Source organism: Pseudoalteromonas sp. J010, assembly GCF_003934235.1.
Lineage (GTDB): Bacteria > Pseudomonadota > Gammaproteobacteria > Enterobacterales > Alteromonadaceae > Pseudoalteromonas > Pseudoalteromonas peptidolytica.
In genome coordinates, this window is the sequence record NZ_RDBW01000002.1 from 109,128 (window position 1) to 122,171 (window position 13,044).

Consider the following 13,044-nt stretch of genomic DNA (forward strand, 5'->3'; position numbering starts at 1 on the left):
TATAACTCAAGGTCTAGTGTAATCTCCGATATCGTATCACCTATTTCGGAATCGGAGCGGATTTGTTGTGTTGATTACAGGGCGATTTATCTTTTGTTACATTCATTTGGACTAGAGTTTCTGACATCACAAAATGTTTTAGGTACACTCAAATTTTTATAATTTTTGGTCTAACAACATGAGAAAAACAGCATTGAGTATTGCGCTCGCTCTGACATTTGCCAGCGCGCCTAGCTTCGCTAAAAAAGACAAAAAAGAAGAAGAGAAAACCATCGCCTCGCTGATTGAAAACAAAACCAGTATCGATGCGTTATTTCCACTTTATCAAGACAACAAAACAGGTGAATACCTGATGCAGCTGAATGCGTCTCAGCTCAATACCCCATTTCTATATTTTGCACATACCGTTGATGGCGTCACAGATGCCGGTCACTACCGTGGTGGTTACCGCGAAACTAAGCTGATTGAGTTTAGAAGACATTTTGATCGCATTGATATCATCAGTAAAACTCCTCGTTTTGTCTTTGATGATAACTCAGCCATTGCTAACGCTAGTGATGCGAATATCAGTGAAGCAGTATTGGCGAGCATTAAGATTGAAAAAGCAGAAGACGATAAAATTTTATTTAAAGCTGACAAGCTATTTTTAAGCGAGTCTCTTCATAAAGTTTCTCCGTGGAAACGTGCTAACGATAAAAATGCCAGTAAACGGTTCGCACTAGGAAAGTTAGATGCGAAGAAATCACGGATCGTAAAACACCGTCCTTACAGTAATAATCTAGATATCGTCGTCGACTATGTATTTAGCAACCCAGAGCCTAAAGTCAGAGGTTCAAATGCCATTACTGACCCTCGTTTTGTGACATTAAAAGTTCAGCACAGTTTTGTTGCATTGCCAGAGAATGACTATCAACCGCGTTACGATGATGCCCGTATCGGGTATTTCACCAATCAATTTGATGTGCAAACATCTCCAGATTGGACGCCTTACAAAGATGTGATCAAACGTTGGGATCTCGTGAAAAAAGACCCAAATGCAGCGCTTTCAGAACCAGTAGAGCCGATTGTATGGTGGATAGAAAATACCACACCACTTGAGTGGCGAGATACTGTTCGAGAAGGGGTATTGGCTTGGAATAGTGCGTTTGAAAAAATTGGTTTTAAAAATGCTATTGTCGTAAAAGTACAACCTGATGACGCTGACTGGGATGCAGGAGACATCAATTATAATGTGTTGCGCTGGACTTCCTCTCCTCGCCCACCATTTGGCGGTTATGGACCTGCCACTGCACACCCACTAACAGGCCAAATCCTTGGCTCAGACATCATGTTAGAATATGTCTTCATGCGTAACCGCTGGATCTACGATTCTCTGTACTCACAGGGACAAGCAAGTCAAAGCGCAGATCCCGAGCATCATGCCCTACACTGCTCTTTAGGGCATGAGATGCAAGGCCAATTAATGACAGCCAGTCTTGCAACAGGCGCAGACATTGAGCGTAAAGAGATGCTACGTCAAGGTCTAGTACAACTCATTCTACATGAAGTTGGCCACACCTTAGGACTCAATCACAATATGAAGTCTTCGATTTTATGGGGACCAAAAGAGATCCATGACGCATCAAAAACACAAGGGGTGTTAACGGGCTCGGTGATGGACTATGCACCAGCAAACATCGCGCCTGTGGGAATGAAGCAAGGTGATATTTTCCAAACGAAACCAGGTCCATATGATAATTGGGCGATAGAGTTTGGTTATAGCCCTGCACTACAAGATGAAGCGCAAGAACAGCTACGTCTTGAAAAGATTCTATCTCGCTCTGGTGAACATGCCCTCGCTTTTGGTAATGATGCTGACGATATGCGTGCACCTGGACGTCATATAGACCCTCGAGTCATGATTGGGGATCTATCATCAGACCCTGTGACGTATGGTGTAGATCGTATGACACTGATCAACCAACTATTCACTGAGCTAAAAGATAAAGCGAGAGTCTCAGGCCAGTCACATCAGCAACTATTAACCTCAGCTAACATTTTGTTTAGCCAGTACAGCGGCCAAGCTCGAGTTATCTCTCGTCAAATTGGTGGGGTATATGTTGAACGTCAAGTAGTTGGTACTGAGAATGACACTAAGCCATTCATGCCAGTGCCACAAGCGCGTCAAARAGCAGCAATGGCGGCGTTAAAAGACATGGTGTTTGCACCTAACGTGCTAAAAAACATGCAGCCATTATACAACTATATGCAGGCTCAGCGTCGCGGTTTTAATCACTACGGTAAGAACGAAGATCCAAAAGTGCATAAAATGGTACTAGGTATGCAAAAGTCAGTGCTTGATCAAGTGCTGCACGCAAACGTGTTACAGCGCATCAGTGACTCTGCCTACTACGGTAACCAGTATAGCCTTAACGAGTTTTTAAATGATCTTAGTGCTGCTATTTTTGTTGCTGACAAGCATGCAACAACACTCAGCCGCAACCTACAAATTGAGTATGTAAATCGACTTATTCAAGTTGCAGGTCTAACGAAAGCGAGTAAGTACGACAATTTGGCAAAATCAGCTGCGCTATATCAGTTGCAACTTATTTTGGACAAGGACACCTCATGGGGCGCTGATCAAGCGACGAAAGCACACAAAGCGTATCTTGATCGCTTAATCACTAAAGCGTTAGAAGTGTAATAGCGATTTAGGGCGAAATGAGCGTGGCGATTGCCACGCTCTTATTTTGCTATTTAGTTGCTCTAAAAAGCCTGAGCTTCGGATAATTAATGCCTTTCTAGTAGCTAGTTTTAGCGCTAACGGGTATTACATCGCTCAAGCCAATGCTGGGCGAGAACGATAATATTGGATGCAGCCAAGCTGAGCCGCATTAGTAAGTAAGATCATCGCAAACATCATCACATGTGCCACGCTGACATGAGCAAGGCTCAACTCCGCCGCTAGTCCTATTCCACCAGCCAAGAATTGCAGAGAAAAATACCTTGCGCTTAAATTAGAAACATCACCACTTTTTAGCGTTTTGTATGTTTGTGGCATCACACGAATAGAGCTCATAACCAGGCCAAGATAAGTGAGCGCTTCAAATACCACCGATGCGGCCAAATTGGTAATCATTAATAATGTAAATGGCAACGCCGATGCACCCAGTAACAATGCAAGTTGATTACGCTGTTTGGTGCTTGCATTATAGCGAATAAAATAATATAAAATTAAAGCACTTAGTAATCCAGTGACTACAAAAGGCAGCACCATAAAGAAACGTTCAAAAAAGACGTTGTAAGCAATAAAGTAAGTGCTTTGCGCAACACCAAAGCTCATCATCAACAGCGATACACCTGACGCACTGCGATTTTTACGGATTTTCCCAATCAAAGGAATAAAGCTTAAAACCAAAACGAAAGAGGAAACGATCGGTAAATACTCGCTCAATGCAAACTCCAAATGTATAAAATGTTGCTAAGTTAAAGTGCTGTAAAACCTTTACTAAAAAACAGTAAAACAATGATTTTTAGGGTTTTATTTTTTGAAGGCGCGCATTTTAAGAGCTAACTTTTAAAATACAAGAATGATGGCGAGATCAGTATTGAGTGTGTTGGCAAGGTTAAAATACAGGCGTATAAAAATAAATACAGGGAACTCACAATGAAATGGCTATTTGTAGTACTTACCGCGATTGGACTGCTCGGGTGTAGCTCAACACCGACTTTTTCTACAGCCGATAAACCCAGTATGACGGTTGCCTCATTATTTAATCACGCATTATTCACTCCTCAACCTGTAGTATCAGAGCAAGCTATCTTTTCACTGCCACAGAGTGAAGTGCAAGCACTGTGGCAATATGTAGAAAAACACAAAAATAGTGACATCACCATAGATGAGTTACTCGGTAACTTTTTACAAAATAAGATTGGTGACTTTAGCTATGATGGCGCAACATTTATCGCCAAAGATGCCCTCTCACAACGCTCAGAAAACTGTATTTCGTTAGCAATTGTATCTCAAGCTTATGCCAATGTTTTAGGGATAAAAACCAGTTATGCTAAAGTTGATAGCTACCCTGTTTACCAAAAAAATAAAAGCTTTGTCCTGACCTCCAGCCATTTTAAAACCAAATTGATCACCCCAAGAGAGCAAGAAGACAATAGTATGATGTTTTTTTCTTCGGGTACCATTATTGACTATTTTCCCAATCAAGACAGTGTGTTTTCTGGCAATGCAACCTTTGCAGATCTGGTTGCGAAGTTTTATACCAACTTGGCTGTTTCAGCTTTATTAGCAGCAGACTATGACAAAGCTTACTCGCTACTGATGGCAGCACTTGAGTATGCACCCAATGATCCAGAAACAATTAACATTTCCGCGCTGTTACACAAACACGTAGGCGATAGAGTACGTGCAAAACAAATTTACGCCTACGCAGCACAGCAGCAACTTACTAGCACTAACCTACTTCTTAATTATTTAAATTATATACCTGCAGATCAAACCGCCTTGAGAGAATCTATTTTGGCACAACTCGAGCGCAGTCCTGCCTCTCCTTTTGACACACTAACTCTGGCTTCGAGTTATATTGATAAGCAAAACTATCGCAAGGCTAAAAAGCTCATTGAGCCACTGCTATTAAACTACCACTACCTGCCTGAAATCCATGCTGAGCTGGGTAAAATCGCTTATTTAGAAGGTAACCTTCAAGCGGCATTAGTATATTTTGATCAGGCAATTAATAAGTCCAGAGAAACATACAAAAAAACACTTTATAGCGCGAAACAAAACATGCTAACGCAACTTATGGTGCAATAAAGCAATATTATCAACGCACAAGGTAAATTATTTGTATATTTTGTGAATAAAAACTTTACAATCCACGCAGTCGTTTCTACTTTGGTGTATGGGTGTTTAAAAAATGCGCTAAATTTGTGCGCTACAGTGCACGTAGATTATACCAATTCTCTTAATTAAGTAGTCTATTTTGAGGCGAGAAACTCTTGTCGATAACACCGCTACCGCGTCCTGCTATCGGCAAGGTAAAAATTTCGCTACTTAGTTGCTCTAAGTTAGAAATTTTTACGCAGTTAACTCCTTCAAACAGAGCAAGTATTAAGGCTAATTGGTATAAGACCAAATGGCACGCAATGACCAATCACCCACTAAGCAATCTACGCTAATCACACTCAAAAGGAATAACAATGCAACGACAAATGATTACTGCCGTATTGGGTTTGGCCTCTGGTCTGGCAATGGCGCAGGCAATGGCGCAGGCACCATTAACAGAAAACCAAATGATGGAATACACCAGTAAGGTGAGTAAAGCAACTATTGGTAAGAAGTATGATCTACATTTACCACTCGTATCGCAGCAAAGTCCCAGCACAGCTAACGTTTCGGCTGCAATTGTCCAGACAGTCTCCCACCCTGGCGCCAGTTATATCAAGCTACACTTTAAAAACCTGAACCTTGAACAAGGTGGCAAACTCATTGTGCGTTCAGAGGACAATGTCGAATACTACGCTTACAGCCAAGACAATCTTCGTGCTGCCACCATCGACCCTACGATATCTGATGATGGCATAACACAATTTTCAGCGATGTCGGTGTCTGCTGATAAGGTCATCGTTGAGTATATCCCGGGTGCAGGTAAAACCGATAAAACCCCTGAGATCGATTTTTACTATCATGGTGTTGAAGGTCAAAACTATCTTGAGAGTGCAACCGATGTCACTACTCTATCTACCTGTGGTGCCATGGAGCGTAAAGATGTACAGTGCTGGGCGCAGTCACACCCAGTGGAGTTTGAGCGCTCACGTCCTGTGGCTAGGCTATTAATGAATGGTAGTGGCTTATGTACGGGTTGGCGTGTCGGGGCTGATAACCGCATGTTTACCAATAATCACTGTGTTGGCTCTGCATCAGAGCTGGCAAATACTGAGGTCTGGTTTAACTATCAAAACACAAGCTGTAATGGAAGCCAGCGTGAAACGGTCGTTAAAGTGACGGGTAAAGACTTCCTAAAAACAGATTACACCCTAGACTATACGCTTTTCACCATTAATGATTTCGCCAAAGCACAGCCGTTTGGCTACTTTGGGCTTGATGTGCGCAACCCATCTCAAGGCGAACGTATTTATATCCCACAACACGGTTCTGGTAATCCAAAAGAGTTGTCAATTGAGTCAGACCAAGACAATAGCGGCCTTTGCTCTGTGAACCAAGCAAATGCCAATGGTAGGGGAACGGGCACAGATATCGGCTATTATTGTGACACTATTGGTGGCTCTTCCGGCTCTCCAGTACTGGCAGCTGCAACTAATAACGTTGTCGCACTGCACCATTTAGGTGGCTGTACTAACAAAGGTGCCAAAATTAGCCTGATCTGGCCGCAAGTTTCTAGCCACTTCGGTGGTCAGATCCCGGTTGGGGATAATGGCACAACCGATCCCACACCAATCGCCTTGTTCACCTACAACTGTAATGACCTTTCGTGTAGTTTCGATGGTTCAAGTTCCAACTCACCAAATGGTGCCATCACACAATATAGTTGGCAATTTAGTGACGGTGCAACTGCATCAGGTGCGCAAACATCACACAGTTTTACAGGTTCGGGTAGCTACAATGTTGAGCTCACGATAACGGACAATACTAGTGCAACGGCATCAACTAGTCAGCAAGTAACTGTGAGCCTACCAGGTGAAGAGCAAAAGCTTTTCAAAGGTGTGGCAAAAAGCAACTTGTCGGGAAGCAGCGGTAGTGAGATGTTTTTCTACTATGATGCACCGGCGGGGGTAAATACAGTGACCTTCAATATTAGTGGCGGAACAGGTGATGCAGACCTGTATGTCCTCAAAGGTCAAGAGCCAACTACCAGCAATTGGACTTGTCGACCTTACCGCTACGGTAACAATGAGTCTTGCAATTTAAATGAAGGGGCTGGTCGTTATTGGGTGATGATCCGTGGTTACAACGCATACTCAGGATTACAGATTGTCGCAGACCATAACTAATACCATTAGTTACAATAGTAAACTGGTATAAATTGCAGTGTAAAGCACATAGAGCGGGGCTTGCCCCCGCTTTTTTGACTACAACTCGTACCAAACTCCGAGCCAAACTCGGTTTTCATTTGCCATGTTATGCCCTTCTACGCGACCAATACCAGCACTAAAATACAGATCGGTTAAACCCGCAGGGGCAAAATTTGCGGCTCTGCCTAACACGGTTTTTGATAATGATGATTGCATTTTTATCCCGTAGCTTTGCCCAATAACGCTACTATCAACTTGATGCTGCTTATAGAATAATTTAGGTCTACCTTGCTGCCATGAGGTCGCAAATTCGTAACCCAAATAGCGACTACCTGTGGCAAACAAATAAGGTAACATTGGCTCACTTATGGCGTTCAAACCGTTGCTAGTTGAGGTACTTGTCAACTGACCACCGCCAAGTGAAATAGGGAGACTATTACTATAACGGCTATCAACCGAAGCATAGAAAGGAATATGCCACGCTTTTGCGAATAAGTTTACTTGGTAATCAAAGCCATTTAGCTCTCCCAACCATTGACTAGCAGATACATGCAGCGCAGTACCGTGTTGCTGTGCATCCCAAACCAAATTGCCGTTTGCCCCATAGCGGCTGCCGTTCCAAACAGTGTCACCCTGTTGTATCCGAATTACACCAAATTCAGGCGTTACATTATTGAGTATGTCACCAAAACGATAGCTAGATGTGAGCGCAAATTGCTTAAAGCGAGCTTCATTCCCCTTTCCTAATATTGCATTGGATTGCTTATCCGGTGCGAGATCTTGATACCCCGCATCTAGCGTTGTTTTCCAATTATGTTGATGATATTCAAGCTGAGCAAACCCTCCCAATAACGCTCCATTATTAATGCTTTTCTCAATCCCCAACTGCCATGAGAGGTGCTTCAACACATCTTGTCCTTTTAATGCCACGCCAACACTGTCAAAGGCAGCGCTGTGTAGTGCACCGGATAAAGCAATGGAGTAAGACTGTTCAGATGCCGAATACGCCACGGCCTCGTGTGCTGTTTGATCTATTTTCGCAGGTGGTAGTTGATGTTTATGCTGCGCTTTTCGCTCAGCATTATCGACGGGCTCCGATACCCGAACGACTTGCCAACGCGGTGAAACAATTTGCGCCAATTTGACGCCCTCAGGAGTCGCATAACTAACAAATACCTTTTGAGAGTGTACCAATACTTGCTTGAGTGGCTTTGCGTTTTTCGGTAAGGTTTCAAGTTTGCGGCTCGACAAATCATAACGCATCACTTTCATATGACCTTCAAGCCCTGAGATGAAATAGAGTTTATGTTCATCGCCTGACCAATGTAATGCCGTTAGATATTGGTGCTGCTTTGGTAGATAGACAATATCAATTAAATTGCCTGTAAGATCTTCAACTACCAGCTGCCAACGTTTATTTGGAGACACGCGCAAATAGGCTAATGTCGAGTTATTTTCAACTAATACGGGGAAATCATAGACATCACCAAGTTTTGCTGTAGTGATCGGAGTCAGCTCGCCAGAATCCAGCGCTATTTTCATTAATTGAGAATAGCCCTGACGCGATACCTCAGCGATGATAGTATTCGCATCAATAATACTAAAACGGCGAATACCAGTACCATGGGTTAGCTGCTTTAATACACCCGTATCACTTTGCCACAAGAACAAATCATTGACGAAGGTATGTTCTGAAGTTGGTGTTTTTGCGACAAAATAAATGTGCTTGTCATTGAGCCATTGTGGGTGATAGATCCCACCAAAGTTATGAGAATTAAATTGTGCAAGACGCTTTTTTGGAAAGACTTCCGGTTTAATATCCGGTACGTCTCCTGGATCAGCAGCCAAGATGGCTTGATTGCGCATGTTGAATTGCTCAGCAGCTTCGTCATTGTCTTTAGCTTCATAAATCCCTAGTGTCACTCGACGGTTATGGTCTTGCTCTACCACTAAGAACCGGCTTCGATCCGGCGAAAACACAATATCTCTGGCATCAAATGAAAACGTCTGCCACAACTGGCTTGCTGTTGGTGGCAGTGCCAATTCTTGCTGCATAGCTTGATAACTGTACTCAACAACAAAGCGTCGATATAACTGATTGGCAGATTTTCCAAACGCACCTCGAAAAGCAGTCTCAAAATTACGAGACTCAAGCGCTTGCACTCTTGTCCATACTGCATCGAGAGTCTGCGCACCATAATTATCTTCCAACCATGCTAAAAAACGTACACCCACTAAATACGCCATAGAATTAGAAAGATAAGATTTATCACCATTGTTTAACGCACCATAAGTCGGCAATGCACCCTGCTGCGCATAGTAGCGCACAACGCTCTCACTGTAGTTGTCGTACAGCCGTCCACGACCCGTTAGTCTTGACTCCAACAGAGTGGCATACCCTTCACTCACCCAGCGTGGTAGTACTGCATCCAGCAAGTCAGTAATATCGTGCCAATCACGCAGATGCTGACGCCACAGGTTGCGGCTCGGCTGAGAAAGATGTACCAAATGGATATATTCATGCAAAATCAAAAGCTGTTGCCAGCTCGTGTTGTTTGCGATAAAGGAATCGGATTGGGGAGGCGTTGCCAGCAGTGCCATCATTGGTTTATCTGTGCTAGGTAACGCAAAGCCATTTGCCGCATTATCGGGGTCATAGATCACCACATCAGCGCGCTCATCCAATGCCCGCCTTTGCTGGGCTAGCACTTTCTCTCTTACAATTTCTAGTTCATTTGCCGCTGAATAGGCCCAGTGTTGCAATGAACGGGGATAGTGAACATTAAAATTATCAGTTTTAATGGTTAGCCATTGAGCCTGTGCACCAAAATTTGCCACAGCGACTAATACGACGAGTAGAGCACGCATAACCTGTCCTAAAACGCTTAGATTATGCCTAGCTTATCAAGATATTGAGAGAAAAAGTGTGATTTTTATACTTGTTAGTCGTTAAGTTTCGTTATTGTTGCTGTGGCTGCGCCAGCGTTATAAACAGGCTGAGTACACCCAGAGAAACCGCAAATACAAAAAATATCACTGTCGTACTCAGTCCAGCTTGCCACTTTGCAGCCGCAATCAAAGTTGCGCTTAACAGCACCGCACATTTCGCTTTGGTTTGCCCTTGAGGTTGACAAGACTTGGAGTAACTATTCGCGACAAACATAAATGCACAAGCCAATAGATAGGTGAATAGCATATAAAAGCTCCTTGCTGAGATTTCGAAGACAACATTCACTATATGCTAATGATAACTATTATCAAATAGAAAAGATCATTTTTACTCGCCCACCTGTCTCTGTATTTTCACACACCAGTTGTCCATCATGTAGCTCCACTATATTACGGCTAAAAGTCAATCCAATGCCTTGGCCAGCAGCTTTGGTCGAATAAAATGGTGTGAGAATATTATCCAAATTAGCAAAACCGGGACCATTATCAAGCACTTCAATAACGGCCTGTTGCTGCTGATAATACGCTTTTAACGTTAATTGTGCCTCTGTTGTGCATGCCTCAATGGCATTTTTGACTAGGTTAATCAATACTTGCTCAATCAGTGCTTTATCTAGTTGTAAGCTACTCACCGTACAATTCACTTCGATGTCGGTTGACTCAAACAAGGCTGCCACCGACGATAGCAACATCTTCACAGAGATCGACTCTCGGGTTAACTCTGGTGTTTGTGTGACTTTTGCATATTGACCAACGAATTGCCGTAGATGCTGGCAACGCTGGCCGATCACACTCAGCGCCTGCTTATCTCTATCATTCTGTGCTTTAGCCAGTAACGTTTGCGCTAAAGAGCTCACCGGTGTCAAACTATTATGGATTTCATGGCTGATAACTCGGATCAGGTGCTGCCATGCGGCCAGCTCTTGCTGACGCAGAGCTTTGGTAATATCTAACGCAACCAATAAAGAAAACTGCTTACCCTCTTGAAAAAATTCACTGCTGTGTAGCTGCCATCGCGACTGTTTTGTGGGATCTTGAAATTGCCAATGCCCGTCCTGCTGCATTAGTCCAAATTGAGTGACATTTACGCCTTTACATTCTTGCCATGGACGATGATAAAGTGACGAAAAAGCGCCATTGGCATACGCCAGTTTCAAGTTATCATCAAACATTAAAATAGGCGTATTTAAGCTGTCAATTAGCTGATAAATAATAAATTGTTGGCTATGATAACGACGCTTTTGAGTATGAAGCTGAGTACTTAGAGCCAACAACCGCTGCTCAAACTCAGCAACCACACCTGTTTTATAGTGGGGCTTCATTGTTTGAGTAAAGTCGCTCTGTGCTATGGCTTCTAGCTGCCAATTGGCGCGCGTGATAATACGCCGACAATGGGATAACACCCGCAGTTGTAAAGCGCTTAACAAGATTAAGACACTCGATACTATCACCCCGACCCATACGATATGTAATGGAGACTGAATAAGTAATAGCAGCACAAGTATCGAGCAACTTAGGGTTAATACGGTGCAATACCAGTTGAGCCGCTGTTCGGCACTAGTTAGCAGTTTTAAGGCCATACTTTTCTAACCGCCTATAAAGCGAAGAAGCAGTTAACCCTAAGGCTTTAGCCGCAACGGCGACGTTTCCTTGAGCGCGCTGCATCGCTTGCTCTATCATATCGCGCTCGACTTGTTGTAAAGTCTGTCCAGAACTACTCGGTACGATTGAAGGCGCACGTTTAAACCGTAATTGGCAATCACTTAGCGCAATATAACCACCTTCAGCCATCAACACAGCCCGCTCTATCACGTGACTCAATTCTCGAATATTACCCGGCCAAGTATGTTCTACCAATGCCGCCTTAGCTTCATCGCTTAATTGCCTTAAAGGTTCACCATATTGCTGGCTGTACTTGGCAATAAAAAATTCAGCCAACGGTACGATATCCCCATGTCGTTCAGCCAGTGGTGGCACCTCAATCACTATGGTATTAATACGGTAAAATAAGTCTTCTCTAAACTCACCGGCGCTAACCATCTGCTCAAGATTGGCATTAGTTGCGCAAATGAGCCTGCAATCCGCTTGTTGAGTTTGACTACTTCCAACGACTTCAAAACTGCCATTTTCTAAAACGCGTAACAATTTGGCTTGCAACGGTAGTGGGATCGTCACTATTTCATCAAGAAATAATGTTCCGCCTTGTGCCATCGTAAAGCGCCCTACCCGATGCTGTTTTGCATCAGTAAAGGCACCTTTACGGTGACCAAACATTTCACTCTCAAACAAAGATGCAGGTACAGCGCCCATGTTAACCTCCACCCAAGGTTTTTGAGCTCGCTCAGAGTGTTGATGTAACCAGTGAGCTAGATGGCTTTTTCCAGTTCCGCTAGGTCCTGTCAATAATACTCGCGCCTGTGTTTTCGCAACTTTTTCAAGCTGCTTATACAGCGAGCGCATCACGCTAGATTGCCACTGGAACTCTGAGGTAGTAGGCACCTGTGACATGATATTCGTTTGCTTTGCCGTGATGGTGAGTTGTTGTTGTATTGCTTGTAGTAATTGCTGGTTATCCCATGGTTTTTCGATGAAGTCACACGCACCAAGCTGCATTGCAGATACAGCCAAGGTCACATTCCCCCAACCGGTAATGCAGATCACCGGCAGCGTAATGTGCTGTGACTGTAACCACTGTAAAAAAGCAATACCTTCATTTCCCGAGGTGGTATCGCGAGCAAAATTCATATCTAACAGCGCAAGGGCAATCTTGTGTTTAGTAATGAGTGTTTTAGCAAGCTCAGGTGTGTCGGCTTCGATTACATTAAAACCCTGATCTTCCAAAAAAAATGCAGCACTTAGACGAACTTCAGCGTTGTCGTCAATAACCAAGATGGTCGGATTTTCCATAGCAGAGTTTTTATTCTTTTATTGCTTTTGCGGAGCGAAGTTGCTCCGCAAAGATTTCATTTATGCCAATTTAGTGAACCTGAGCTCAAAAGGTGTAATATCACGCTAGCTCGCAGTTCTTTCTTGATACAAAGCAAATTTGTGCGTCAATAGCTAAACAAATTT

8 protein-coding genes are annotated in these 13,044 nt (G+C 43.4%); 3 read left to right on the forward strand and 5 right to left on the reverse strand.

The genetic code is table 11. From position 1 onward, the window contains the following. The first annotated feature begins 178 nt into the window (after positions 1 to 178). On the forward strand, positions 179 to 2,683 hold the full coding sequence (locus EAG18_RS01960) for a zinc-dependent metalloprotease (protein ID WP_125250732.1): 2,505 nt from the start codon (positions 179 to 181) through the stop codon (positions 2,681 to 2,683). Positions 2,684 to 2,818: 135 nt separating this feature from the next. Here EAG18_RS01960 and EAG18_RS01965 read toward each other — a convergent pair whose 3' ends face one another. After that, on the reverse strand, positions 2,819 to 3,433 hold the full coding sequence (locus EAG18_RS01965; RefSeq protein ID WP_125250733.1) for a PQ-loop repeat-containing protein: 615 nt from the start codon (positions 3,431 to 3,433) through the stop codon (positions 2,819 to 2,821). 213 nt (positions 3,434 to 3,646) lie between these two features. On the opposite strand from EAG18_RS01965, the gene EAG18_RS01970 reads away from it, so the two are divergent. Then, entirely contained in the window at positions 3,647 to 4,804 is a 1,158-nt protein-coding gene (locus EAG18_RS01970; protein WP_125250734.1) for a hypothetical protein, read from the forward strand. A 386-nt stretch (positions 4,805 to 5,190) separates the two neighbouring features. Further along, a complete protein-coding gene (locus tag EAG18_RS01975) occupies positions 5,191 to 7,002 on the forward strand; it encodes a PKD domain-containing protein (protein ID WP_125250735.1) in 1,812 nt (603 codons plus the stop codon). A 78-nt stretch (positions 7,003 to 7,080) separates the two neighbouring features. Here the strand turns inward: EAG18_RS01975 and EAG18_RS01980 are convergent, their stop codons facing one another. The 4 genes from EAG18_RS01980 to EAG18_RS01995 all read right to left on the reverse strand — a co-directional run bounded on the left by EAG18_RS01980 (position 7,081) and on the right by EAG18_RS01995 (position 12,879). Beyond that, positions 7,081 to 9,891: a hypothetical protein gene (locus tag EAG18_RS01980; RefSeq protein WP_125250736.1), complete on the reverse strand. Its 2,811-nt coding sequence runs from the start codon at positions 9,889 to 9,891 to the stop codon at positions 7,081 to 7,083. 91 nt (positions 9,892 to 9,982) lie between these two features. Then, a complete protein-coding gene (locus EAG18_RS01985; protein ID WP_125250737.1) occupies positions 9,983 to 10,219 on the reverse strand; it encodes a hypothetical protein in 237 nt (78 codons plus the stop codon). 61 nt (positions 10,220 to 10,280) lie between these two features. Beyond that, a complete protein-coding gene (locus tag EAG18_RS01990; protein WP_125250738.1) occupies positions 10,281 to 11,552 on the reverse strand; it encodes an ATP-binding protein in 1,272 nt (423 codons plus the stop codon). Further along, a complete protein-coding gene (locus EAG18_RS01995) occupies positions 11,530 to 12,879 on the reverse strand; it encodes a sigma-54 dependent transcriptional regulator (protein WP_125250739.1) in 1,350 nt (449 codons plus the stop codon). The genes EAG18_RS01990 and EAG18_RS01995 overlap by 23 nt, the downstream gene beginning before the upstream one ends. Between the last annotated feature and the right edge of the window lie 165 nt (positions 12,880 to 13,044).

Coding starts and splice junctions, on each gene's coding strand:
- EAG18_RS01970 (WP_125250734.1), top strand. CDS start 3,647: ATGAAATGGCTATTTGTAGTACTTACCGCGATTGGACTGCTCGGGTGT.
- EAG18_RS01975 (WP_125250735.1), top strand. CDS start 5,191: ATGCAACGACAAATGATTACTGCCGTATTGGGTTTGGCCTCTGGTCTG.
- EAG18_RS01980 (WP_125250736.1), bottom strand. CDS start 9,891: ATGCGTGCTCTACTCGTCGTATTAGTCGCTGTGGCAAATTTTGGTGCA.
- EAG18_RS01985 (WP_125250737.1), bottom strand. CDS start 10,219: ATGCTATTCACCTATCTATTGGCTTGTGCATTTATGTTTGTCGCGAAT.
- EAG18_RS01990 (WP_125250738.1), bottom strand. CDS start 11,552: ATGGCCTTAAAACTGCTAACTAGTGCCGAACAGCGGCTCAACTGGTAT.
- EAG18_RS01995 (WP_125250739.1), bottom strand. CDS start 12,879: ATGGAAAATCCGACCATCTTGGTTATTGACGACAACGCTGAAGTTCGT.